The sequence below is a fragment of the Desulfobacterales bacterium genome, from assembly GCA_021647905.1.
Taxonomy (GTDB): Bacteria; Desulfobacterota; Desulfobulbia; order Desulfobulbales; family BM004; genus JAKITW01.
Genome location: JAKITW010000039.1, coordinates 1 through 25,820, shown reverse-complemented (window position 1 = coordinate 25,820; position 25,820 = coordinate 1). Strand labels below are relative to the sequence as shown.

22 protein-coding genes are annotated in these 25,820 nt (G+C 54.2%); 11 read left to right on the top strand and 11 right to left on the bottom strand.

The features are described 5' to 3' along the window. Positions 1-280: 280 nt before the first annotated feature. The 5 genes from L3J03_07355 to L3J03_07335 form a co-directional block, all read right to left on the bottom strand. Positions 281-1,738 (bottom strand): tetrathionate reductase family octaheme c-type cytochrome, encoded by a 1,458-nt coding sequence (locus tag L3J03_07355; protein ID MCF6290794.1) that lies wholly within the window; start codon positions 1,736-1,738, stop codon positions 281-283. 80 nt (positions 1,739-1,818) lie between these two features. Further along, positions 1,819-3,069, bottom strand: a complete 1,251-nt coding sequence (nrfD, locus tag L3J03_07350) for a polysulfide reductase NrfD (protein MCF6290793.1) — start codon at positions 3,067-3,069, stop codon at positions 1,819-1,821. Beyond that, entirely contained in the window at positions 3,069-4,016 is a 948-nt protein-coding gene (locus L3J03_07345; protein ID MCF6290792.1) for a 4Fe-4S dicluster domain-containing protein, read from the bottom strand. Before L3J03_07345 ends, nrfD (L3J03_07350) begins: the two co-directional genes overlap by 1 nt. A gap of 70 nt (positions 4,017-4,086) precedes the next feature. Beyond that, a complete protein-coding gene (locus L3J03_07340; GenBank protein ID MCF6290791.1) occupies positions 4,087-4,647 on the bottom strand; it encodes a cytochrome c family protein in 561 nt (186 codons plus the stop codon). A gap of 138 nt (positions 4,648-4,785) precedes the next feature. Continuing rightward, positions 4,786-5,079 (bottom strand): hypothetical protein, encoded by a 294-nt coding sequence (locus L3J03_07335; GenBank protein ID MCF6290790.1) that lies wholly within the window; start codon positions 5,077-5,079, stop codon positions 4,786-4,788. Positions 5,080-5,639: 560 nt separating this feature from the next. Here L3J03_07335 and L3J03_07330 point away from each other — a divergent pair. The 7 genes from L3J03_07330 to L3J03_07300 all read left to right on the top strand — a co-directional run bounded on the left by L3J03_07330 (position 5,640) and on the right by L3J03_07300 (position 13,966). Next, positions 5,640-7,640, top strand: a complete 2,001-nt coding sequence (locus tag L3J03_07330; protein MCF6290789.1) for a cytochrome c3 family protein — start codon at positions 5,640-5,642, stop codon at positions 7,638-7,640. Positions 7,641-7,735: 95 nt separating this feature from the next. Continuing rightward, the gene (locus L3J03_07325) at positions 7,736-8,584 is read left to right on the top strand and encodes a hypothetical protein (protein MCF6290788.1); all 849 of its coding nucleotides are present in this window, start codon (positions 7,736-7,738) and stop codon (positions 8,582-8,584) included. A gap of 350 nt (positions 8,585-8,934) precedes the next feature. Continuing rightward, a complete protein-coding gene (gene nrfD, locus L3J03_07320; GenBank protein ID MCF6290787.1) occupies positions 8,935-10,251 on the top strand; it encodes a polysulfide reductase NrfD in 1,317 nt (438 codons plus the stop codon). 57 nt (positions 10,252-10,308) lie between these two features. After that, positions 10,309-11,109, top strand: coding sequence for a 4Fe-4S dicluster domain-containing protein (locus L3J03_07315; GenBank protein ID MCF6290786.1), 801 nt, complete (start codon positions 10,309-10,311; stop codon positions 11,107-11,109). 201 nt (positions 11,110-11,310) lie between these two features. Then, entirely contained in the window at positions 11,311-11,757 is a 447-nt protein-coding gene (locus L3J03_07310; GenBank protein MCF6290785.1) for a hypothetical protein, read from the top strand. Positions 11,758-11,816: 59 nt separating this feature from the next. Next, a complete protein-coding gene (locus L3J03_07305) occupies positions 11,817-12,380 on the top strand; it encodes a cytochrome c3 family protein (GenBank protein ID MCF6290784.1) in 564 nt (187 codons plus the stop codon). 140 nt (positions 12,381-12,520) lie between these two features. Continuing rightward, positions 12,521-13,966, top strand: coding sequence for a NapC/NirT family cytochrome c (locus L3J03_07300; protein MCF6290783.1), 1,446 nt, complete (start codon positions 12,521-12,523; stop codon positions 13,964-13,966). 101 nt (positions 13,967-14,067) lie between these two features. Here the strand turns inward: L3J03_07300 and L3J03_07295 are convergent, their stop codons facing one another. From L3J03_07295 to L3J03_07280, 4 genes are all read right to left on the bottom strand, one after another. Continuing rightward, on the bottom strand, positions 14,068-14,895 hold the full coding sequence (locus L3J03_07295) for a class I SAM-dependent methyltransferase (GenBank protein ID MCF6290782.1): 828 nt from the start codon (positions 14,893-14,895) through the stop codon (positions 14,068-14,070). 401 nt (positions 14,896-15,296) lie between these two features. Next, positions 15,297-16,517, bottom strand: coding sequence for a polysulfide reductase NrfD (gene nrfD / locus L3J03_07290; protein MCF6290781.1), 1,221 nt, complete (start codon positions 16,515-16,517; stop codon positions 15,297-15,299). A gap of 49 nt (positions 16,518-16,566) precedes the next feature. Beyond that, entirely contained in the window at positions 16,567-17,313 is a 747-nt protein-coding gene (locus L3J03_07285; GenBank protein MCF6290780.1) for a 4Fe-4S dicluster domain-containing protein, read from the bottom strand. 23 nt (positions 17,314-17,336) lie between these two features. After that, positions 17,337-17,807, bottom strand: a complete 471-nt coding sequence (locus L3J03_07280) for a cytochrome c3 family protein (protein MCF6290779.1) — start codon at positions 17,805-17,807, stop codon at positions 17,337-17,339. A gap of 557 nt (positions 17,808-18,364) precedes the next feature. Here L3J03_07280 and L3J03_07275 point away from each other — a divergent pair. The 3 genes from L3J03_07275 (at position 18,365) to L3J03_07265 (ending at position 22,170) form a co-directional block, all read left to right on the top strand. After that, positions 18,365-20,167 (top strand): hypothetical protein, encoded by a 1,803-nt coding sequence (locus L3J03_07275; GenBank protein MCF6290778.1) that lies wholly within the window; start codon positions 18,365-18,367, stop codon positions 20,165-20,167. Between the two features lie 460 nt (positions 20,168-20,627). Next, positions 20,628-20,972 carry a helix-turn-helix domain-containing protein gene (locus tag L3J03_07270; GenBank protein ID MCF6290777.1) on the top strand — a complete coding sequence of 115 codons (345 nt, stop codon included), beginning with the start codon at positions 20,628-20,630 and terminating at the stop codon, positions 20,970-20,972. Then, positions 20,962-22,170 carry a type II toxin-antitoxin system HipA family toxin gene (locus L3J03_07265; GenBank protein MCF6290776.1) on the top strand — a complete coding sequence of 403 codons (1,209 nt, stop codon included), beginning with the start codon at positions 20,962-20,964 and terminating at the stop codon, positions 22,168-22,170. Before L3J03_07270 ends, L3J03_07265 begins: the two co-directional genes overlap by 11 nt. Before the next feature lie 247 nt (positions 22,171-22,417). On the opposite strand, the gene L3J03_07260 is transcribed toward L3J03_07265, so the two are convergent. Then, positions 22,418-23,368 carry an integron integrase gene (locus tag L3J03_07260; GenBank protein MCF6290775.1) on the bottom strand — a complete coding sequence of 317 codons (951 nt, stop codon included), beginning with the start codon at positions 23,366-23,368 and terminating at the stop codon, positions 22,418-22,420. 543 nt (positions 23,369-23,911) lie between these two features. Between L3J03_07260 and L3J03_07255 the strand changes: the two genes are divergently transcribed. Then, complete coding sequence (locus tag L3J03_07255) at positions 23,912-25,261, top strand: hypothetical protein (GenBank protein ID MCF6290774.1); 1,350 nt, start codon at positions 23,912-23,914, stop codon at positions 25,259-25,261. A 174-nt stretch (positions 25,262-25,435) separates the two neighbouring features. On the opposite strand, the gene L3J03_07250 is transcribed toward L3J03_07255, so the two are convergent. Then, on the bottom strand, positions 25,436-25,820 hold a 385-nt coding region (locus L3J03_07250), incomplete at its 5' end, for an ABC transporter permease subunit (GenBank protein MCF6290773.1).

The window sequence follows — 25,820 nt, the reverse complement described above, 5'->3', positions numbered from 1 at the left end:
AGCATACTGGTGCTATTCGAGCAGGCCAGGTAAGCGAGGCACGAGACTCCGAAATGGGCGAAGATGAGGTGCTGGTGAACGCTTACCTCAATGGAGCGGCCGTTGGTAGAAGAAGACCCCTTTCCCGCCAGGAGGGGGTTTACTGAATGTTTACATTTTCATATAAAAGGCGCGGCCGGAGGAAAACCCGGCCGCGCCTTTGGTTTGTGGCCCGGCGCCACCCCGGGGGTGATGCGCCATTGGATGGTGGCGCCGGGCCTGTTTATTGTAAATGTTCTTGTTATTTTTTCACGTGGTGCTTCTGCCGTTTGATGCTCAAACCGGTGATCTCCCAGGGATCACCTTCATAACCGAGATATTTCCAGTTCATCCGGCCGCGGCTGCCGTGACAGTCCAGACAGTCCAAGGCCTGGTCGGCCGGCACCACCCCATGGTTGATGCGCCAGTAGGTGATGGTGTTGACAAAGCCGTAACTGCCGCTGTAGGGCAGGCCGATTGCCGCCATGCCCTTTTTGGCGGCCGCATTCCAGTCATAGGTCTTCCAGAAGGCGGTGTCACCCTTTCTGGACAGCAACGGGGTCACCAGGTAATTATATTTGTTGTCAAAGATCTGGGTGGCCCGATGGGTCTTGTAGGGGAATATCTTGGCGTTTTTATCATTGACGTTGCCGACCGGGCCGTTCAGCCGGACGACCTTGGTGGGATCGATCTTGTCGCCGCGCAGATAGGCCGTGTCATTGCCGTTGTACCATTCATAGCTGGGGATCAGATTTTTCTCGTAGGTAAAGGTGCCCAGTTTTTTTACCGGAGTATGTTGTTGTAATTGTTGTTTTTTTATCTCTTCCTTTGTTTCCGGCGACCAGTTCCAGTTGGTCTTGGTCGCATATTCCCGGGCATAGCTGGGAATATGACAGGTGGGGCAGCCAACCGCGTTAAAGTGGCTGTTCAGGATCGTCAGCTTATGGGGGGTAGCGCTGTGGCATTCCACGCAGCCGGGCACGTAGATCCGCTCGATACCCTCACGATGGATCTCCTCGAAATGGCCCATGATATTATGCTTGGCATGGGAGAAATGGCATTTCTGGCACTCCATTCCGGCGCCGGCCTTGGACATATGGACATCAATGTCCAGGCTCGGATCTTTAAAGGACGGGTCCAGGGCCCGGTGTCGGACATGGGCCGCGCCGCAGCCGGCAAAATGGCAGGCCCCGCAATTTTTTTTCTGGGGCTTGCCGACGTTCTGGGCCACGAATAACAGATCCACCGGGTGCCGTTCCGCCTTTTCCCCGGCAAAACCCCGGGGCAGACCAGCACCGTTCTTGGCCTTTTTATAGGTGCCGGTGGTGTCATGGCAGACCAGGCAGTCCACATTGGACTGTTCCTTGAAGTCGTAGCCGGCCGACTCCCAGCCGTAGCCGATATGACAGCTGGTGCATTGCGGCCAGTTGCCGTCCACGGTGATGGCAAAGTTGGTCATCGCAACCTTTTTGCCGTACATTATTTCCTTGCCGTTGATCCTCTGTTTCTGCAGCCAGTTCCAGTGTTCGGTCTTCATCACGTCCTTGGCCGCATCCTGGTGACATGTCAGACATTTCCTGGTGACATCGTACGGGGTTTCAAACGGCCCCTTGAGCTTTCCGTGTATGTTCGCATGCTCTTCAGCAACACCGGCGGTTGTCCAGGCGCAGAAGCAGAACGCTGTGAGCAGCAGTACAGACAATCCCTTGAGTCGGTTCATGGTCTTATCCCTTCTGAATAGTTTTTTTGTAACCTATAACTTTGATTTCCGGTTGTCACGGTCCTTATCCTGGCACCGGTTTATTTATCCTTCCAGGTATACAGCAACGGCATCCGGGCAAGGCAGAACCGGTAGGTTGCGATGTATAATGTGTAGATGGTGATAACAATGCCTATCTCCCGCGGGTGCGGGATCTCCTGGTACAGTTGCCAGTTAAAGGCGATCAGGACGGTGTTCAGGCGGTTCAAGGCAATGCCGAACACCGCGATCAGGGCGGCAAAACGGGCCAGTCCCACATTATTGGTTCTGATGGCCACGGTGAACAGAACCAGGGGCACAATGGTGCCCACCAGTAATTCGATCAGAAACCACTGGCCCCAGCCCGACACCAGGTAGATCCAGTCATTGTCATGGGCCACCCCGATGATCTTGATGATCAGATAGGTGATCAGGGCCATGGCCGAGCCCTTGGCCAGGGACATGGTCAGCTTGTCGATATTGTTCAGGAAGTTGTCGTCACAGCGCCAGGCCATGAAGTATTTGCAGATGGTGCTGACCACGATCAGCATGCTGAGCCCGCCGAAGATGGCCGAGCAGAAGAAGTGGAACCACATGAAGGTGGATGAATACCAGAGGGGATGGAGCTTGCCCGGCGCATAGGTGAACAGGGCGCCCAGAGCCCCCTGGTGCAGGGTGGAGAGGATGATGCCGGAGATGGTCAGCCCGATGACCATGCTCTTGATGAATTTTTTGGTCCTGGGCATGTCAAACAACTCGGCAAAGGCCGGCACCAGTTCCGCCACCTGCACTGACAGGTAGGTGGCCACATGCCAGGCGACCAGGAAGAGCACCGCCTGGGGTCCGAGGGAAACAACCATCGGATAGATCAGACGCCAGGGCTGGCCCAGGTCGACCTGGAGAAACACAACCGCAAAGAGGTACCCCAGCAACCCGTTCAAGAGGGCCAACCGCTCTATTGGTTTGAAATCCTTGCGGCCGAACACCTCGACCGTGGTCCCCAGCATGAAACCGGAGGCGGACAGGGGCACCATGACGAACAGGCCCCAGCCCAGGAAGAGCCCCCAGGGGTAGTCATAGGAACTGTGGGTGACAAAGCTCAGGCCCTTGATGAAACGAAGGGCGACCAGGGGCATTCCCACTGAAAAGATCAGGGCGAACACCCAGTTGAGCGGATTGCGGATCAACTGGGTGATATAGTCCGGAGTTGACAGGCCCAGCAGCAGTTTTTCCTGGATGGTCCATTTGGTCTTGCCATCCTCTTTATAGGGTGAAGTTATCGGCTTGAATCCTTCAGCTACGAACTTATTCATTATTTCTTGCCCTCCTCGCCAATGTCCTGTTGCTTGATTTTCTGCGATTCCTTCCGGGTTGCCAACAGGTAAAAACCGCTGAACAGAGCAGGCCAGATTGTCAGTACCATGGGCACGATGGACAGGAATTCCTTGACATAGCTGAAAATGGGTTTTTCCCCGAGGGTGGTGTCGAAGCCGACCTGCTCAAAGGGAACCGGAGAGAGATACATCCAGGCCGTGCCGCCTACCTCTTTCTCTCCGTAGACATGTTCGACATACTTGCCCGGGTTGATCCTGATCCGCTGGTGGGCCATGTAGATCAGGTCCTCGCGTTTACCGAAGTTCATCGCGTCGCGGGGGCAGGCGGCCACGCAGGCCGGCGGCTCGCCCTTGACCAGCCTGGTATTGTAACACATGGTGCACTTGATGATGATCGGGTTGAACGCGCTGGAGTAGCGGTATGCCGGAACATAAAAGGGACAGGCGATCATACAGGTCCGGCAGCCCACGCAAACCTTTTCGTTATAGGTTACCGCGCCGATGGCGGTCTTGGTGTAGGCGTTGACAAAGCAGGAGGAGAGGCAGCCCGGCTCGGCGCAGTGGTTGCACTGGACCTTGCGGAAGACCGGGTTTTCCTGGCCCTTGATCTTATACCGGTTGACCACGGTCCGCGCCCCCTCGTGGGTGCGGCGGACCCGTTCGAACACAGAGGTGTCGTCAAAGGGCAGATCCGGCTCGGGCAGATGATGTTCCTTGTTGCAGATCGCCTCACAGGTCCGGCAGCCGATACACCGCGACAGATCGTAGAGGACCCCCATTCCGCGGGGATATTTACCCTCCTTGAGCATGGTGATGTCAGAGACGGGGGGCGGGGGGGCCACGGACGCGGCGGCCTCCTTGCCCTTGCCGAGGAAGGTCAAGGCGCCACCTGCCAGCCCCCCCTTTAAAAAGTTTCGTCGGTTCATCTTATTATCCATAATGTTCCCCCTTCGCAAAAATAAGGCTGATTCTCTTCACCCGGCCTTGTTAACGAGTTTAATGACCTTCTCCGCCGTGCCCTGTTTTGGCCGGCCTTTTTGGTGGCGCATATTTTCCCTCGCGGAATAATTGCTCGCCCTTGTCGTTAATCATGTGGCAGCCGTCGCAGGTGTAAGGTCCGTCAACCTCCTTATGGCAGGAAATACAAAACTGGTGGTAGGCGCCCTTGAGGCTCGGTTTTCCTTTATGGAAGAGTTTCTTCTCTTCCTCGGTGAACAACAATCCCTCGGTGGTGTAGGGTTGCGGCAGGTGGCAGCCACGACAGGCCACGATTTTGGCCTCGGGCTCGTACTTGTGGCAGATCTTGCAGTTCTGGGTGCCGGTGCCCGGGGTGCCGATGGTATGATGATGGCAGTGGGAGCAATCGTTTTCCAGATACTCGATATGCATGCCGTGGTCGAACTCCACCGGATCATAGTATTTGGCCAGACTGTCAAGGATGATCGTTGCCGGACCCTCGGCAGTCTCCTGTTTCTGGGCGTTGCAGGGACCGGCCGACGTCAGCAGGGACGCCAGAATCGCCATGCAGATCATGGATAGAATTTGTTTTGCCCGCATCTCTTTTTCTCCTCCTGAACGCTGTTATTCCCCGGTGCGGGGAAATCCCCTGATTTCCGCCGCAACTTGTTATGATATTTGTCGGTTGATTCCTTGTCTGGTGAACATGCCGGTAACATAAGGAAGATCATCTATGGCCTAATCGTTGTCCCGCTTGTTGATAATCAAGTAGAAAACCGGGAAGGCAAAAAAGTAAAGGACAGCGAGGATATACTCGATGCCCTTGACATAGATATAATGGCTGAGTTCGGTGTAGTGGTAGTGGGTCAAACCGAAGAACTCGATGTATTTCCTGAAGATATCAAGCCCTTTTTCATCGGCCTGGACAATTCCCAGGATGATGCTGCCGACACACCAGGCCGCTATTGCCATGGCGATAGCGTAAAAAACAAGATTGAGCGGGCTGAGTCCTTTTTCAACTTTGACATCCATAACAAACACCTCCTGTCTTTTTCTGTCCATCAACCTCTATCTTCGGGCAATGGCGTCGGGCCGTTTCGGGCAGGTATTTTTCATCCCCCGGGGCATGATTGAATATTCATTCATCCGCCGACCCCGACAATGACTGAACCCTCATTCATTCGTGGAATCTAGAATAGATATGGGAGAAATGTCAAGCATAAAAGTTTTTTACAATTAGGATTACGGGCGTGAGCGGGAAAAAATAAATTAAAAAAGATTGCCTGGTTTTTTTTCTTGAATTTTAGGCGGGTTCATTTTATAAATTCTAATTTGTTTTCAAAATTATGTACCATCTTGTGGCGTGGTAAAATTGAGTTGTAGTGTTGCGTAATGCAATGGTGTCGGTGCGCAATTTTTGTTGTAAGTTTTTCCACGTCCCGGCCAGCGGATCGAAAAAGGGGTCCCGGAAATCCCTGTTTGGCTGATCTGCTTTTTTTTGGGGGGGTGTTCCCGGGTTGGGCCGGGGTTCCGGGTTTAGTTTTCTGGGGGAGTGTTTTGAGAGGGAAATCGGGAAAAGGACAAGAAGACCAATGGACGTAACAAGGAAAAAGCTGTCGGCCGGCAAGGGAGTGTTTGTACTGATTTTATCGTGTGTGCTCTGGGGGGGAGCAAGCAGTGCCCTGGCCATGACCGATGCGGACTGTTTGGATTGTCACGGCGACCAGGAGTTTACCACTGAAAAAGACGGCAAGGAGATAAGCCTGTTTGTCGATGAGTCCAGGTTTGAGGAATCCGTGCATGCCGACGAGGGCTGTGTCTCCTGTCACGAGGAGGCCGATGTGCCGGAGGGCCGGGACCACCCCTTTCCCATGAAACGGGTCGATTGCGGCAACTGCCACGATGCGGTGGCCGCTGTTTACGCCAACAGCCTCCACGGCCGGGCCGTGGCCAGCAATGACCCCTTTGCCCCCTATTGCAGTTCCTGCCACGGCACCCATAATATCCTGCCGTCCACTGAGAAGAGGTCCAAGACCTTTATCATGAACATTCCCTTCATGTGCGGCAGCTGCCACAAGGAAGGGACCGCCATGACCAAGACCCATGATATTCCCAAGCATAATATCCTGGAACATTATTCAATGTCCATCCACGGCGAGGGTCTGCTGCGCAAGGGTCTGACCGTGACCGCGGTCTGCACCAGCTGTCATACCAGTCATAACGTGCTGCCCCACACCGATCCCAACTCCACCATCAGCCGTCAGAATGTGGTCAAGACCTGCATGAAGTGTCATGCCAACATCGAGGCCGCCCATGTCAAGATCGTCCGCGGCGAGCTGTGGGAAAAGGAACCGGACAAGGTGCCGGCCTGCGTGGAGTGTCACGGACCGCATAAGGCCCGGCGGGTACTCTACGAAGACAGTCTGAATGATAAGTTCTGTATGCGCTGCCATGCCAATCCTGATCTGAAGGAACTGCGCGCGGACGGTTCCGAGCGCAGCCTGTTCGTTGATGTGGATGATTTCCGCCACTCCATCCACCAGAAGAAGAAGATCGCCTGTGTCAAGTGCCACGTCAATGTCGATCACAACAACAACCCGGTCTGCCGCAATTCCGGCCGGGTGGATTGCTCCATCTGCCATGCCGACCAGGTCCAGCTCTATAAGAAGAGCACCCACGGGATGCTGGCCGCCAAGAACAATCCCAACGCGCCGACCTGTACCGATTGTCACGGCCAGCATAACATCATGGCGAAGAATGTGGTCGACTCACCTGTTTTTGCCAGGAATGTTCCGGATCTGTGCGCCCGGTGTCACCGCGAGGGCGAAAAGGCCGCGATCAGGTACAAGGGGCCTGAGCACGATATTATCAAACATTACAAGATGAGTATCCACGGCAAGGGGCTGTCAGAGTCCGGGTTGATGGTCTCAGCCACCTGCACCAACTGTCATACCGCCCACAGCGTGCTGCCGATCAGCGACCCGGATTCCAGCGTTAACCGGAAGAATATTGTTGACACCTGCGGTCATTGCCATCTGGGCATTGCCCAGAAGTTTAAAAAATCGATCCACAGCCCGGATGTTTCCAACACTGACAAGAAACTGCCGGTCTGCATCGACTGCCATACTTCCCATACCATCAGGAGGGTGGACGTGGCCTCCTTCCGCACCCTTATCCTGGAGGAGTGCGGCACCTGTCATAAACATGAAAGCGAGACCTACTTTGACACCTATCACGGCAAGGTATCGCTCCTGTCCGGCGGCGAGAAGACGGCCAAATGCTCGGACTGCCACGGCTCACACGACATTTTGCCGACCTATTACACCAAGTCCCGGCTGCATCGGAACAATGTGGTCGAGACCTGCAAGAAATGTCATCCTGGTTCGAACCGGAAGTTTACCGGCTACCTGACCCATGCAACCCATCATGACCGGAGCAAATATCCATATCTCTTCTATACCTTCTGGGCCATGACCGGACTCCTGGTCGGCACCTTTGCCTTTTTCGGACTGCACACCCTGTTCTGGATCCCCCGTTCATTCCGGGAGCGGTTCAAGAGGCGCCGTAAACACAGTCGTGAAAGGTTCAAGTAAGATGCCCTGGTCGCGTTGACGGTGTGAATCAGCTAATTCATACATAAGTAAACCGGCGCCGGATAGCCGCTATGGATTAATAAGGAAAAACAGACATGGATACATTGAAGAGAGAATATGTGCAACGGTTCACCATCTTTCCCAGATTGTTGCATTTAATGGTGATAATCAGTTTCCTGACCCTGGCCGTGACCGGCATGGTCCTTAAATTCGCGGCCCAGGACTGGGCCGGCGCGGTTGCCGATTTCTTCGGCAGTTTCCGGGTCCTCGGGGTGCTGCATCGGATCTGCGCGGTCATCACCTTTACCTATTTCGGCCTGAATTTTGTTCTGATGTTCCAGAACTGGCGGAAATCCGGTAAATCGATAATCGGCTTTGCCCTTGATCCGGTGACCTCCCTGGTGCCGCTGCCCCAGGACCTGAAGGAGATGATCGATACTTCCAAGTGGTTTTTCGGGCGCGGCCCGCAACCCCGCTACGGCCGCTGGACCTACTGGGAGAAATTCGACTTCATGGCGGTGTTCTGGGGGGTTGCGGTCATCGGCGGCACCGGACTCTGTCTCTGGTTCCCGGAGCAGTTCACCAAGGTTATTCCCGGTTACTGGATCAATATCGCCACCATCATCCACAGTGACGAGGCCCTGCTGGCCTCGGGCTTTATCTTTACCGTTCATTTTTTCAATACCCACCTGCGGCCGGAGAAGTTTCCCATGGATCCGGTTATTTTTACCGGGGTCATGCCCCTGGATGAATTGATGCACGAACGGCCGCGTGAATATGAGGCCCTGGTTGCGGCGGGCAAGCTGGACGAGATCAAATGTGACCCGCCGCCGCGCTGGTTTTTCATCCTCTCCCACGTATTCGGACTCACCGCCCTGAGCATTGGCCTGGCCCTGGTGGTTTCGATCATCTATACCATGATTTTCCTGTACGTTTTGAATTGATGACAACTTGGTGGTGGAAAGCCCTCTTCCGGATGGGAGAGGGCTTTTTTATGTTCGTTGACCTGTGTACCACATTGTAGTATATAGGCACGCAAAGTCGGTTAGTTTGCCGTCTTTTCGGAAACCGGGCGGTCGCCGCGGCGGCAGGGCCGATGATTCCGGACGATCGGCAACCCCGCTCCCGCCGGTCCGTTGACCCGGGGGAGGGATAGAGGTCTGGATTTTGGAGAATTTTTTATTACCGCTCACAGGGTAACTCATCAGGGGTGAGTACCCGTCCGGATAGAGGACGTAGGTGAGTGGTCGGATTGTCCACCGTGTGATTTATTAGGGAAAGGAGAAGAGTAGGGATGATTAGAATCAAGGAAGAAACCGCTGACAGGTGGGGGTATCTCGGAAAAAAGGAACTTCTCAGTTCCAAACCGGTACTGGCCGTCATGGTCGTGATGAGCATGGTGGCCGTTGCCGCTTTTACCGTGGGGCTGGACGGCACCTTTACCGGTTATCGCCATGTATACGCGGTAACCCGCCAGATTCCCTGGGGACTGCTGATCTCCGGGTATATCTTTTGCGTTGTAACCTCCACCGGCCTCTGCCTGGTCTCGTCGATCGGCCATGTGTTTGGCTATGAGCCATATATGCCGATTGCCAAACGGGCGGTTTTTCTGTCCATCGCCTTTATGCTCGGTGGGTTTTCGATAATTTTTTTCGATGTGGAAAATCCGTTCCGGATGCCGATCTACAACGTCCTGTCACCCAACCTGACCTCCAACATGTGGTGGATGGGTACCCTGTACGGCCTGTACCTGCTGGCCCTGGGCATTGAGTATTACTTCCTGCTGGAACAGAACCACGGGATGTCCAGATTCAGTGGCCTGCTGGGGGTTCTCTTCGGGGTCGCGGCCCATAGCAACCTGGGCGCGGTTTTCGGGATGCTGCACGGCCGTGAGTTCTGGTACGGCCCCTACATGCCGATCTACTTCATTGTTTCCGCGATGATGTCCGGCGGCGCGGCGATCATCTTCTTCACCTGCATCGCGGCGATGATCAACCCTGATATTCTGAACCGGCGGATGGAGCGGGCGATCAAGGCGGTATGTCAGCTAACCATCATGTTGATCGCCATAATCATGTTCTTCACCGTGTGGAAGATTATCAGCGGCCTGGTTGCGCCGGAGAAGTACATCGCCATCAAGGCCTTTATCACCGGTCCCTACGCCCTCACCTTCTGGATCGCCGAGATCGGTCTCGGCATGGTCCTGCCCTTTATTCTCCTGATCCGCTCCAAGGGGGTTCACTATAAACATATGTTCGTCGCCTCGGCGATGATGATGATCGGAATCTTCTTCATGCGTTATAACCTGGTGCTGGCCGGCCAGATTGTGCCGGTGTACCATGGTCTGCATGTTGAGGAGTACAGCTCGCTCTTGAAGTACTTCCCCTCCTTCCACGAGATCGCGGTGGTTGTCGGCGGGGTGTTCCTGGCCGGCATCCTCTTCCTGGTGGGCGAGAAGATATTGAACGGCCATCAGTTCCAGAAGCACGAGATTGTGCCGCCGGGCGCCTTTATCTGTCCTGGTTGCGGTGGCATCCATTACCGCAAGGAAGGTGAGACCGACGAAGAGGCCCTGCAGCGCCATCATCGGATCCGCAAGTTCAAGGGCTAGGGTCGCCACGGTTTACAGCCATATCTATGTCGAATCAAGGAGCAAGGAGTAATAAGCATGAAGCTCGATAAAATAGATCTTGATAACCTCCAAGAGGAAAAGAGCAGCTTGATCACCGGTCTGGAGAGGAGGACCTTCCTGAAAATGGGACTGGTGATTTCCGGCGTGTTCGCCGGCGGCCGGATCCTGGCCGTGGTCTCCAACGTCAGCGAGGCCTTTGCCTCCACCACTGATTTTGTTAAGAAGTATCCCTATAAACCGCATTACAGCATGGTGGTCCGGCAGGGGCTCTGCATCGACTGCGAGCGGTGCATGAAGGCCTGCAAGGAGACCAACGAGGTGCCGGACTACGGCTACCGGACCCGGATAATGAAGAAGGTGGTCACCGATGCGGTGGGCCGGCAGCGGGAGTTCATCCCCATTCTCTGCAACCACTGCAACGAGCCGCCCTGCTGCCGGGGCTGTCCCACCAAGGCCACCTACAAGGACAAGAAAAACGGTATTGTGATGATGGACAGCAAAAAGTGCATCGGCTGCAAGATGTGCATCCTGGCCTGTCCCTATGATGCCCGTTATTTCAATGAAGAGCGGCATGCCATTGACAAGTGCAATTTCTGTTACGATACCAGGTTGTCCAAGGGCGAGAAGCTTACCGCCTGTGCCAATGCCTGTCCCACCGGGGCCAGGATGTTCGGCGATATCTCCGATCCGGACAACGTGGTCTTCAAGATGGTCCATCAGATCGAGAAGCAGGTGTGGGTGCTGCGGCCGGAAGCGGGCTCAAAGCCCAATGTCTTCTATATGAAGGCCACCCGCTCCTCACCGTGGGATCTGCGCCGGCAGGCGGATGTCAGATAGCATTGAGTTGACCGGGGAACGGGTGATAGACCCAGGGAGTAATAACCAGCAAGGCTGGACCATACCGGCCGGCCACAACAACATGATGAAAGACGTCACTCCGGCATGGCGAGCACAGTGCTTTGTGGCCACTTTCATATAAACCTTCATAAATGTCCGGGCCGCGGGTGGTTGCCGCGGCCGGAAAACAAGGTGAGCAGGATGAAAAAAATAGTTTTCCTTTTACTGTTTGTTCTTTTGATTCCCATGCTTTTGAACGGCCCGCTGGTGTTTGCCGATGATGAAGAAGAGATGGAGCACGGCGGTGACATCGTCTATACCAAGCCGCTCAAGGCGGTTATCTTCAGCCACAAGGCCCATACCGAGGACCTCGGGCTCCACTGTGAATGGTGCCACGACGAGACCTTTGAGATGGAGGCCCTGAGCATGGAGCAGGACCTGGAAAAATTCAACATGGAGAGTCTCTGTAACGAAAGGTACTGCGGAACCTGTCATAACGGCGACATCGCCTTTTCCACCACCACCCAGTGCGCCCGCTGCCACATCGGCGTGAAGGGGTATGATGAAATGGTGCGAAAGGGGCTGATCGAGCCGGTGGAGGAAGAGGCCCAACCCGTGGAAGTAGAAGAGATAATCATTGATAAGTGATAAGGCGGTCGTGTCGCTTCCAGAAGGGCATGACTGGTTTGGGGAGGAATAAGATGCAGATGGGTGAAAAGAGAATGAGAGGTTTCGGGATTGCCGCGGGGATGCTGGTTGTCATGCTGGTTGCTTTTGCGCCGCTGACCCTGGCTGTTGCTGGAGAGGACAGCGCGGCAAGCTACCTGGAAAAGGCCAGGATTGACGCGGAGAAGGCCAAGGCCGAGGCGGCCAGGGCCATGGCCGAGGCGGAAAAGGCCATTGCCGATGCGGAGTATGCCATTGCCGAGGCGGAGCGGAAAAAGGCCTCGGCCAAGAAAAAGAAGATCAATGCCATGGAGAAGATGGTGGAGCACGGCTATTATCCGGAAGATCTTATCCTCACCGTGCCCAACGGGACGGTAAGGGCGGTGTTCAGCCATAAGAAACATACCCAGCGGGAGCGGCTGCGCTGCATTGAGTGTCATCCCAAGGTCTTTATCATGAAGGCCGGCAAAAACGTTATCAAGGGCGGCGATCTGACCATGGCGGAGATGAAAAAGGGCAAGTACTGCGGTAACTGCCATAACGGACACAAGGCGTTCAGCGTTGATTCGATAGATTCCTGCAAACGGTGCCACCCTAAACTGTAGGCCCCGGGGTCCGGCGGCGTGTCCCGGGTGGCGATTGTCAGGACCATCCGGGCCTGTTCGCAAGATGATGCGTGCCAGCTGAACGCTTACGCGATTTGCATATAAAAAAAGAGTGAACGACGAGTAAGGAGAGATTTTCCATGGCTGAAGGCGAGAAAAAGCAGGAGCAGGAAACCGCGGATTCCGGTGAGGAGCAATACCGGGGGCCTTGGGGACATATGATCCGGGGGATGTGGCGGACGCCGCTCGGCGTTTTCGGGGTCGCCCTGACCACCGTGAGTATCACCCTGATGCTGGTCGGCCTGGTGGTTGACCAGCTTGGCCTGGTCGATAACCCCTATGTCGGGGTGATCACCTTCATGATCCTGCCCGGCGGCATGGTCACCGGGCTGCTGCTCATTCCCCTGGCCGCCTATCTGCGGCGCCGGCAGTTTTACCAGTACGGCCTGGAAAAAGACCATCTCCATATCAATCTGAGCGACCACCGTCACCGCAGGTTCGTGATCGGCTTCATGGTCCTTACCGTGGTCAACATCTCCATCCTGGCGATCATTGCCTATGAGGGTTATCATTTCACCGATTCCCCTTATTTCTGCGGGGTGGTCTGCCACCAGGTGATGGAGCCGGAGTACACCCGTTATCTGAAGTCGTCCCATTCCCGGGTCGCCTGTGTCGAGTGTCATATCGGTCCGGGCGCCGACTGGTTCGTCCGGGCCAAGATCTCCGGTCTGCGCCAGGTGCTGGCGGTGATGACCAACAGTTTCAGCCGGCCGATTCCAGCGCCGGTCACCCATCTTCGTCCGGCCCGGGATACCTGTGAGCAGTGCCATTGGCCGGAGAAGTTCCACGGCAAGAAGGTCAAGATATTTACCAGGTTCAGCAATGAGGACCAGGAGACCCCGGAGATTACCGAGATCGCCCTGCACATCGGCGGCCGCAATCCCCAGACCGATGCCTTTGAAGGGATTCACTGGCATGTGAGCAAGGACGTCAAGGTGAGCTATCTGGCGGTGGACGACAAGCGGACCCGGATCGCCAAGGTCCGGGTGGTCCGGCCCGACGGCAGCCAGGAGGAGTTTACCAACGATTCCATTGAGATCCCCACGGACAAGAAGTTGAAATGGCGGGTAATGGACTGCGTTGACTGCCACAACCGGCCCACCCATGTATACGACATGCCCGAGGAACGGGTGGATTTCGGCCTGCTCAGCAAGCAGATCAATCCCGGGATTCCCGGTATCCGCGAGGATGCCCTGCAGGTCATTACCCGGGAGTACACCAGCCGGGAAGAGGCACGGGAGAAGATGCCGGAATACCTCTTCGGGTTGCAGCGGCTGCGGGGCGAGGAGCAGTTTATCCGGCACGAGGAGGATATCCGCCGGGCGGCCGACTATATCGTCGGGGTCTACCTGGAGAATGTCTGGCCGGCCATGAATATCACCTGGGGCACCTATCAGCAGCACCTGGGCCACCAGTATGCGGACCAGGGCTACGGCTGCTGGCGCTGCCATGACGAGGAGCATACCTCGGTGCAGGGCAACACCATCAGCCAGGACTGCAGCCTGTGCCACGACGAGCCGGAGTAACGGCTGGACCGATAACCATATATAAGGTAATGGACTGAAAGACCTGCCGGGCAAGTTTGCCCGGCAGGTCTTTTTTTTGTGGGGGCCTGGCCGGCGGACCGCTACTTGATGCCCATCAGGCGAATGTTGATCAGCGCCCGCACCGGGGCGAGATCGGCGATGACCCGGCGGGGCCCGGCCGGCACCAGTCCCAGGAGGGCCTCTACCAGCAGCGGTACAAGGGGGGACACCCGGAGATATCTGCCTCTCCCGCCGATGAAGCAAAAAAGCCGGTTGAAGCCGACCGCCCGGAAGAGCCGGGTCAACTCCCCGACCGTATACTCCCTGAGATGAAACCCGGTGGCCTGCCGGTCGAAATATTTTGAAATATCGTGCGGTCCGTTGAGGCGGTTGGGGGTAATGCAGATATAGCGCCCGCCTGGAACAAGAACAGTGAATATGTTCTTGAGCTGCCGCAGGGCGTCATCGGGATGGAGGTGCTCCATGAGCTGGTTGGAATAGGCGAGGTCAATGCTGTTCTCCGGCAAGGGGACGCCGCAGCCGTCCGCAAGGATCAGCTGAAAATTTTCCGGCAGGTTGTCGCGGCTGGTGATCGTCTCGCTGACGTCGAGGCCATAGACCTGCCTTACCCGTCTGGCCACCTCAAAAGACAGGCCGCAGTCCCCAGGGCCGACCTCTAAAAACGATGTGGTTCCGGTCAGCAGGTTTTCAAAAAGTTTCAGCCGGTTGCGGATTGATGCCTGCTGCCGGCCGGGAGATTTCTTTTCAGTAAGCTGCGGGTGGTCGGGCACCCGGCGGAACAACTCTTCATAAAGGGATGAATAGAGTTTTTTTCGCTCCGCCGGGGAGGCGGCGCGCAGTCTGCCGGCCAATTCCTTCTCAATCAGATAATGTTGCCGGAGCTGTTCCTTGGTCCGCTGTTCTGCCATTGATTTCCCGCTTTCATAATAAACGCTCCCTGGAAAAGCGAACCGTAAGAAAAAAGCTTCCACTCTCAATGCCATATTCCATTGGCTCCGGCAAGAAGTTTCAGGGGCTGCCCACTGATCGCGCAGACCGCTTGTTTTTCGGGGAAGTATCCTTTGTATCGGTGTTCCAGCTGATGGTGATCTGTGTGGATGCGATTTTACGGGATAAGAAAAGGGGAGGGGAGGGGGGCAATCGAATCGGGCGGAGGTGTGGCGGCTGTGCCCGCTTGGGCCGAGAGGGTGCGGAACAGGGCAACAAAACAAAATCCACCAGGCGCGGCCCGGGCGCCCGGGCCGCTATAAACCGCGAAACCCCGCAACTGACGGTCGCGGGGTTTCGGACACGGTAACCAGTCCTTTATTTATTTGTACTCCAGAGAGGGAGTGACTTTGTTTATCAGCCAGAAGAGGATAAAGGGGGTGGCCGCCACGGTCAGGGCCCCGAAGAGTCCCTCCTTAAAGGTTTCAAGGTTGTGGGGGATGATCGGCAGATGGTAGTGCATGTAGCCGGCAAAGCTGAGCGAGAACGCCTGGCCGCCGATAACAACGTTCCACCGCATCATGAATACCCCGAACAGGATCAGGGCCAGGGCCACCGAGGCCCGCCTGATGGTCAGCCGCGGGATGAGCAGCAGGCAGAAGGGGACCAGGTTGCCCAGGCCGTACTGGAGGATAAAGATGTCCACAAAGTCCTTGCCGTACATCACTGATCTGAGGATGTCCCAGGATTTCATCGCGGTGTAGCCGCGGAAGATCAGATCGAGGAGTTCCAGGGTAATCGCCGCCACCAGGAAGCCCAGCAGGTAGCGGGAGGTCTTGGTGATCACGTCCAACTCGGCGCCGGCAATTACCTTGACCGACTCGTCGCCCTTGCCCTTGGCAATGATGGTCTGGAATTTCCGGAACTGCATGATGATGATATAGGTCAGCATACAGAGGGCGATGCCCGAGACCACCGCCGACATGATGAAGATGACCGGCATCAGCGGCGACATCCACAGGGCGTTGGCCTTGACCGAACCGAAGATGAAACCGGCGTAGCCGTGCAGGAAGCAGGCCACCGGGATACCGACCGCGGCCAGGATTTTGATCGCCTTCTTGTCCTTGGCCACGGATGCCTCATCCAGGTCGTAGGCCCCCAGGCAGAGGAGGTGGTAGAGATAGTACATGAACTTGTTGGCCGCGCCGGGTTGACCCTTGAGGGCAATGGTCTGATCGACAAAATATCTCCGGTATACGAACCAGATTTCACTGAGCACGATGATCGCATAGGTGGAAAAGACAATGCCGAAGGCAGCGATCGCCGAGGTAAAGTGCGGGGTGAACATGACGTTGATGCCGCGTAACGGATGCTGCAGATGCATCATCAGGGGCATCATCGCCACCGGCAGCAGGGCCAGGGAAAAGACCAGGGAAAACCGGGCCATGTTCTTGAGGTCCTGCTGGCCGAAGACATGGTACAGCGAGGAGAGCACAAAGGCCCCTGCCACCAGACCGGTCATATAGGGGTACATGACGATCTGGATGCTCCAGTAGATGAACTCGTTGGGGTAGGTGAACAGTTCCTTCGTGGTCCAGTCCATGCCGTGAACAACGAGTCCTTGCGCTATGGGTAATACTTCCGTCATCCTATCACCTCACGTAGTTATCCAGACCCAGGTAAAACACCTGCGGCTTGGTGCCGTATTCATCTTTTAATACTAAAACCCGTTCGGTCATGATGATCTTGGTCACCGGATCATCGGGATCTTTCAGATTGCCTATTTTCCGTGCCCCAAAGGGACAGGCCTGGACACAGGCGGTTTTCAAGCCCTTTGATATCCGGTGATAGCAGAAGGTGCACTTGTCAGCCACCTTGTAAACCGGGTGGAAGAACCGTACTCCGTAGGGACAGGCCATGATGCAGTAGCCGCAGCCGATGCACCAGGTGCGGTCCACCAGGACCACCCCGTCCTCGGTCTGGTAGGTGGCGCCCACCGGGCAGACCTGCACGCAGGCGGGCATCTCGCACTGGTTGCAGAGTTTAGGCACGAAAAAGGCCTTGGCAATATCATCGGGGTTGATTTCTTCCCCACGAATTTTAGGGCTGGTGAAGCCGTCCCGGCCCGCATGGGGGGAGTCGATGTGGGCGCTGCCGTCATTCATGATCACGTAGCGTTCCACCCAGGTGCGCGAGACCGGTGTGTCGTAGGGGATATTGTTTTCTTTCTTGCACGCCTTGACGCAGAAACCGCAGCCCACGCAGGTATTGGTATCGACCAGGAACACCCATCTGGTTCGGGAATCGCCGATGGAGGCCTTGACCCGGGCCGGACTGATCAACTTGAAGGCCCCCACCGGCAGGGAGGCGACCAGGGCCCCCTTGAGAGAATTTTTCAACAGATCTCTTCGTGAACAACTCATCACATATCCTCCAGATCAGGATTGTGGGGGTTATGACATTCAATGCATTCGGAACCGGGGTTGTGTTCCTCCGGGTCGATGCCGATGATATCGCCGCGCAGGCTGTCCGGATAGGGCAGAGAGTCGTGGCAGCGGAGGCACAGCTCCCGCTTGGTGACGATCTCCAGGAGTTCCGGATCGTCCGGATGGTTCCGGGCCGGACCGTGACAGTTCTCACATTCGATGATGCCGTGGGGGGAGGAGAGGTTTGCCTCGACCTTTTCCTCATGGCATTCGACGCAGTACGCCTTGCCCTGGTATTTCACCTCCATCTTCTTCCAGTCATTGATACTGTCCTTCCGGTAGAAGTTGTAGGTGAAACTGTCGCCATGCACCCCGAAGTCGTCCGGCACCATTATCGCCCGGGCGACGAGCAACAGGGCAATGGCGATCAGCGCTACGATCAGCGGTCTCCAGACATAATTTCTCATTAATATCCTCCTTGGCCTGCGAGTAAATCGAATAACTGCCGGAAACGAACCAGCGACGCCCTGGATGCCCCAAGGTACCACAACGTGGCAGTAAAAATTAATGGAGCTCTTGAATTTTTGTACCACATTGTGGTATTTACGCGGAACGATGCTTGTACCACAATGTGGTAATCATCGTGCAAGGCGTTCGCCAATATATAGCTGGGCTCGGAATAGTGCAAGCATTTAATCTGAATGGTTATTCAGTGCCCGGAGCAGCAGGCGAAAAACAAAGAATTGACAGGTAAATAGTGTCCGTCCAGAAATGAGCAATTTCATCCAAGATCAAGGATCGCGAAAAAATAACCGGAGTCATATAAATGATATTACGAGGATTGTTTTTTGAGCATGACGCCGAGATTGGGCGAAAGGGCCATTCCTGGATGGGCACTAATAAAGATGAACTCGTAACAACCCGAAAGGCTTCAAATGCCACCCAATAAAATCAACAAGTTACAAGACGAATCACGTCCGTCGAGCGGGTTGTTGCGAGACCGACAATAAAAGCAGGAGAAAAAATGAGCGCAGACGGTGAAACCCGGGCCGCCGACCTTGGCGGCCTGAGCGAGCAGGTCCTTGTTTTGCAGGCCCGCCTGGACGAGGTTGTCGCCCGGCTGGAACTGATTGAAAGGGAGCGGTTGCCGGCAACCGCGGGCCGGGACCGGCAGCCGGCCGGCAAGGGAACCGCACCCTTGCCGGCCGCCCGGGAGGAGATGTTGCCCGGTGCCCTGCTGCCGCGGATTGCCACGGTCTGTTTTGTGCTGGTCTTTGCCCTGATCCTGCGGACCGTTACTGACAGCGGATTAATCGATATCCATCTCGGCTCTGTCATCGGGCTGGGCTATGTCATTGCCCTGATTCTCTGGGGCTGGCGTCTTTTTGCCACCAACAGCCGGCTGGCGCCGGTATTTCCGATCAGCGGCCTGCTCTTGCTCTTCTCCATTATTCTCGAGGCCCACGGCCGGTTCCATACCCTGTCCACGGTCTGGGCCTATGGGTTGCTTTTTGTGGCCGGCGGGGTGGTGACCTGGCTCGGCCTCCGTTACCGGGCCCGGTTCACCCTGTGTGCCGCCAATCTGGGTACCGGCTTTACCGGGATGATCATCGGCTTCCCCTATCCGGTTTTTCCCATGGCCGCGGTGATTTTATTGGCTGCCAATCTCGGCGCCGCCCTTGCCGCGCGGCGCGATTTCTGTCCCTCGCTGCGCTGGACAACCCTGGGGTTGACCATCCTGTTCTGGTTGTTATGGACCTTCAAGCTCAGCCAGGGCGGGGGGTGCGAAGGGCTCACCGCCTTGCTCATCTACTGCCGCTGGTTCTTTCCCCTCCTGGCCCTTATGCTCCTTTTTTATATCATTACCGGGGTGATGAGCGTGACAGCCGCGCCGGAGGTCGGTTTTTTCGACGGCATGATTCCGACCGTCAGTGCGATCTGCGCCTTTATCGCCGGCTGGGCGGTGATTGGTGCCTGGTCACAGCAACGCCTTGTTCTGCCGGGGCTGATCGTGGTTGCCCTGGGGATCGGTTACCAGGCCCTGGCCGCCTGGCTGGCCGGCCGCCGCGCCCGGCAGGGTTCGCCCGGGAGCAATTCCTTTACCCTGGCCGGTGTTTTTCTGGTTGCCGCCGGCCTGGGTGTCATCGTGGACAACCTCGCCTGGGTTCTTCCCCTGTGGGCCGCAGGGGCCTATGTCCTGGTGCGGCTTTCCGAACAATGGAACAGCGGCGGGGTCCGGCTGACCTCCTACATCCTCCAGGTCGCGGCCGTTGCGGTTGCCGTTTTGTCGCGGGTTTTTACCACCGGAGTGGTCTCGCCGCGGTTGAGTATCATTGCCGCGGCGATCATGGCCGGGGTGAGCCTGCTCCATTATTGCTGGGCCCGGGCCCATAAGCCGCCCACCACCCAGTCCGCCTTCTTTTCCTGGTTCGACCAGAAGGATGTTGCGGCCGTGTGTCTGCTGATCAGCGGACTGGTGAGCGGTTTCCTGTTTTTCCGGCTGTCATTCCAGCAGTTCCTGTTGGCAACCGGGGTCGAATCGGACGGGGTCTTTACCGGCGGCCAGACGGTACTGATCAATCTCAGCGCCATTGTCTTGATGTTGACCGCGGTGCGCAGGAAAAGCATAGAGATCCTTCTGGTCGGGGTTGCGGTGGCCCTGCTCGGCGGGGGCAAGGTTTTTCTCTACGACATCTTCAAGATCAAGGGCCTGCCCCTGGTCCTGGGGGTGTTTACTTTCGGGGTGGTGGCCGCGGTCGGGTCAATGGTCTCGGGCCGCTGGCAGTCATTGCGCGGCGGTTCCCGGGTGAAACAGGAAGCGGCCTGATTCATTTGCCTGAATCCGTGACGAAAAAATGTGCGCCATAATTCCTCATATCGTCTCTTTATTCTATACCGCCCATGAAATTCTCCGGCAAAGGTCAAGACAATTATCGTGCATATCGTGTAATGGTCGAGACGATTACACGATTCATATCATAATAGTTGTGTCACGGAGAACCGGTTGATATCCGACAACGGCAAGCAATATTGTCGGTCTCGCAACAACCCGCTCGACGGACGTGATTCGTCTTGTAACTTGTTGATTTTATTGGGTGGCATTTGAAGCCTTTCGGGTTGTTACGAGTTCATCAATATTCTCTCTTTCAAACCAATTTCAGACGTCATCTCTCGCCAACCCCCCATACCGACCGATTCAACAGCTGCACTGGCTTGACTTTAAGATCCAAAAGATATATATATCTATCATAAAATGGTTTTATGATTAATGAATCGATCAAGTGAGTATGAAAAAGACAGCAGCACTTCCTCCGAGCGTGCGGGAATCTCTCAAGGAGATCGGTGCACTGATTGCCTGCGCCCGGAAAGAAAAACTCTGGACCCAGGAAGAACTGGCCCAGCGCATCGGGGTTAATCGGATGACCGTGGTACGCATCGAAAAAGGCGCCCCGGAAGTGGCGATCGGTTTGTATCTCACCGCAGCCTGGCTTCTCGGCCTGCCGATTCTGACCTGGCAGGCCATGGGCGAAGGAAGAAGTGAGACCGTGGTCAGCGATCTGTTGGCAAAACTAAAGAGCACTCTGCCCAGCCGGGTGAGGCGACGCCGGAAAACAATAGACAATGACTTCTGAGGCATATATCTGGATATGGCTGCCGGGCGAAGACGAACCGGTGGTCTGCGGCAAGCTGGAGGCTGATAATAATACTTACAGCTTTGTCTATGGTCGCAGCTATCTGGAAAGGTCAAAAGCCATAGCGCTTGACCCGCGGGAACTTCCCCTGGATGAGGGTGTTTTTTCTCCCTCCTTCGGTGAAACACACAGTGTGATCAGGGATGCAGCCCCCGACGCATGGGGACGCAGGGTCCTGGCATATAAATCCCAAGGCCGCGCCCTCTCGGAGCTTGACTACCTTCTGCAGGCAGGGAGAGACAGAATTGGCGCCTTGGATGTCTGGCCGGAATCAACCGGCTACCCGATCATTCAACCTGACCAGCAGGCCTTGATTGAAGATCTGCTTCATGCCGCAGAAAAGGTTGAAACCGGTCAGCCCCTGCCGGAATCGTTGGCAAACGCGCTTCTGCACGGTTCCAGCGTTGGCGGGGCCAGGCCCAAATCTTTACTCAACGATGAAAATCATAAATGGATAGCCAAGTTCTCATCCACCACCGATCATTTTCCGGTAGTGAGAGGTGAGTATGCTGCCATGCGGCTGGCAGGTCAGTGCGGGATTGAAGTGCCGGCCACAAAACTTCTGAAGGTGCTGGGGAAAGATGTATTACTGGTAAAACGTTTTGATAGAGAACCGGGCAACGGCCAATGGCATCGTCACTTCCTCATCAGCGGTCTCTCGGCGCTACAGTTGCATGAGACAGAAGCAGTCCTGGCTTCTTACCCGGACCTGGCATCTTTTATCCGCCGTTACGGAGCCCTTTACCCGGTTGATGCACAACAGCTTTATAGGCGAATGATTTTCAATATCCTGATCGGCAATACCGACGACCATGCCCGCAATCACGCCTTTTTCTGGGATGGACACCATTATACCCTCACCCCGGCCTATGACATCTGCCCGATGTTGCGCGCCGGACAAACGGCCAATCAGGCAATGGTTGTCGGAAATGCAGGACGGGAAAGCACCATTCGCAATGCCTTAAGCCAACCGGAACAGTTTGGACTGACGCCGGCAGAAGCAAAAATAATTCAAGAAGAGATAACGGAAACCATCAAGGTAAAATGGGATGAAACAGCCGAGCATGCCGGTATTAGCAAAAACGAATCCAAGGCCCTGAAACAAGCCACAATCCTTTCGCCGGCCTGTTTTTATTAAGTCGACGGACAGCGGGGGACACCATAAAAAAATATATTCTTTCAAGGGAGAGACTATATTTCCTTTCCTTGGCGATTTTTTACTCCATCTGTTTCAACCTGGCCCTTCCCGCGCAATCCCGCGCCGGTACAGGGTTTCCCGAGACAACCCTAGTATTATTACCTGGTAAAAACCTAGCACAAACCTGGTAGTTATATTTCTTGCTATCCTGGCGATTTTATGTATTAAATAACCAGTGTACATAATGCTACAGATCCAGGCCTTCCAGAGGGCTGGTGAGACGTGAAATATCCTTGTCCATCACATGGGTGTACATCTCGGTCGTTTTAACATCGGCATGCCCCATGAGTTCCTGCAGAACACGGATATTGACACCATTCTCCAGCATCGTGGTCGCAAAGCTGTGGCGCAGGGTATGACAGGTAACCCTTTTATCAATACCGGCCCGCCTGGCTGCCAGCTTTACCGCCTTTTGCAGGCCTGACTCCATTACATGATGACGCCGCTCCATGCCCGACCTGGGATCAATTGAACGTTTTTTTGAGGGAAACAGATATTGCCAGCTCGTCTCTCCGGCGGCATGAGTATACTTACGGGCCAGGGCCGGCGGGATATAAACCTCGCCGAACCCCGCTTCCAGATCGGCATGATGCAGTGCTTTGACCCGTTCCATATGGGCATGCAGTGCAGGGATAACCGGCGGAGCGAGAATGGTGCTCCGCCACTTGTCGCCCTTGCCGAGGACTTTGATCCGCTTGCGGTCAAAATCGATGTCTTTGATCCGTAACCGAACACATTCCATGAGCCGCAAGCCGGAGCCGTAGAGGAGTTTGGCCATAAGCGCATGGGTGCCATCGATATGACGAAAAAAACGGGAAACCTCTTCTATGCCGAGAACGGTTACGGTCTTTGGCTTTTTCTTGGCCCGGATAGGGGCGATTTTCCCATCCAGAGGTTTATCAAGAACCTCCCGGTACAGGAAAACGATGGCATTCAGGGCCTGCCGCTGCGTGGAAGCAGCCACCTCCCGTTTTACGGCCAGGTCGGAGAGAAAACGCTCTATATCCCTGATGCTCAGATCCCGGGGATGGGTCTTGCCGCCGAAGAAATGGATGAAACGCAGTATCCACTGACAGTAGGTCTGCTCGGTGCGGTAGGCATAGTGATGATAACGAAGCACCTCGCGGACCTGCTCCATCAGCTTGAGTTTTGGGTTGGGGCGAAATTTAGACCCTTTGTCCGAAACATCTACGGAATAACGTGTATGTTGCATGATGGTCAAAAAAATACTCTAATGATGTTTGAACAGTAAAGGGTCTTATCCAGCTCCGTCGGGTTAGGTTTGTTTTCCATGTTGGATATTATAATATTTCAATATATGGAAAAGTCGAGCAATAAAGTAATAAGTGGAACGATTTTTCCATCTCCACTGCTTTGATATCAGGATAAGTGGAAAATTATGGTATCTATTACTGCCAATATCATGGAAAGTTTCCACTTATTAACACTGATAGGGTGGACCGCTCGCTCCGCTCACAAACGGACCACCCTATCGGCCCGCTGTCGAGTACCTCGAACACAATGAATAGGCTCCGCGCTACGCGCTCCACCTATCCATCGCGTTCGAGCCGACTGCGATTCTCGGCACTGAATTGAAAAAAACTACATTTTCAACTCTGCACCTGCGATTCTCGCGGCTCAATAGCGGGCCGTTATGCAGTGAAATTATAGGGGATCAATTTTGAATTTTAATACAGAGACAATCGATAAGTTTATTTCCAACACTTTCGAAATTGATTGTATCGATATAACTTTGACCCAAAAAGTTGATAATGACCCAATAGTATACGCTGGGCCAGGCACTATAAAACAAAACGAAAACGGAATACTAGAATTAAAACTATATTGTAAAATCAATGACATAAAAAAAGAGATGTCGCATAGATTTAAACATCATACGCCTGGAAAAATCATTTCAGATGACAATTATTTCAGCTTAAAAGCAATTGACATGTCCGGGGTAGAATGGACATCAGATAATATTTGGGTTTCGGCCAATGTCTCTTTTCCTGCTAGTGGACAAGTTATTACGTCAAGGTTGAGGGGAATTGAAACTGTTGAAGAAGGATCGACGAAAGCAGACAAAAATTATCTTTTTGTTGTCCTACCAGGGAACTTCGAAATTCCGTGTAATTCAAAAGTGGATTTACCTAATGGCGGTTGGCAGCTTAGTAGGTCTGTTTTTACAACCAATAACTTGGAAGTAGATCTAAACAAGCATGAAAAATATCTGATTATAAATGTAAATTCAAAGCCAGAATTTCTAAATGAAGATACTTCCATCAAAATACTTGAGGCACTCAATATAATCTTGGGAAAAGTCGTTCGTCCTGTGGTTATAAAATATACTCTTCAAGAAAGTTCAGTTTTGAAAATCAAGTCTGTACCAGATTCGTTTTCCAACAAAGAATTTCCACCACCTTTTAAACATTCATCACCAGCAGATATCCAATCATTTTCTTGTTTTTTGGAAAAATATCTAATGGCTATCGAAAATCCCTATTCTGATTTGTATGGATTTTGGCACAAAGTAAATCGAGCATGGCAAGCAGACATTGAGAATGCATCTCTTTCTCTTGGTGTTGCCATCGAAGGGATATTAAGTACATATTTCAGAGAGTTGGGCTTGCCTGACGAAGAAATTACAAACCAAGCGAATGCAGCAGTAGAGGTTTTGGATGGCACTGAATTGGGTGAAAGAATAAAAGGCAGATTGCTGGGCAGCATTAGTGGATTATTAAATAATTCTTCCCCGAAGGGTGCCTTATACGTTCTTGCTCAAAATGGAGTATTTAAAAAATCGATTGCAAAGCAATGGGTGAAACTCAGGAATAAATCAGTTCATCCTGACAAATTAAATGAAGATCCACGGGCATTCCAAAAATATATAGACCTAAATTACAGTTGTATCGCCTTATTTTATATTCTTTTATTATTAATCATTAAGTATGACGGAAAATATCTAGATTATTCAGAAAATGGATGGCCGGAAAAAACTTTAAAAGAAGAAACTAAACAGCAAATTGCATAACCAGCCCATTAACGCAGACGGGAAGAACGTTTGTGGCCTGACGGTCTAGGTCGGTGGCCCGCTGGTTATGGGAATCGTTAGCACCGAAAGGAAGTCCAAGTCTGGACGTTGAAATTTATGCCATTTGACTATCTTGCTTCATTTCCTATTCCTGGCCACGTTATACCGCCAAGACTACGTGCTTTGCTTGAGCCAGTCGGCTTGTCGCCAAGCCAGGTCGTGGAAGTGGCCTGCATGCAGGAGGGGTACCGCGAATACATGGATATTCACGCGCGGCTGAACCTGCCGCTGCTCAGGACCGAGGCGCTGGTCGTGGCCTGGAACGATGAACAGCTTGCTCAGCTTGACGGGATTGTCGCCAAGGCACATGAGAACGGCGTAGGCGATGTCGGCAATGAGGATGCCGATCATCGTGAGCACACCAGTCATGAGCGTGACTCCCATGACGACGTTGAAGTCCTTCGCCATGATGGACTGGTAGACGAGAAGACCCATGCCGTTAATGTTGCAAATAAGCTCGACTGCAACCGAGCCCGCGATGATGACGGGCAGCCTTGAG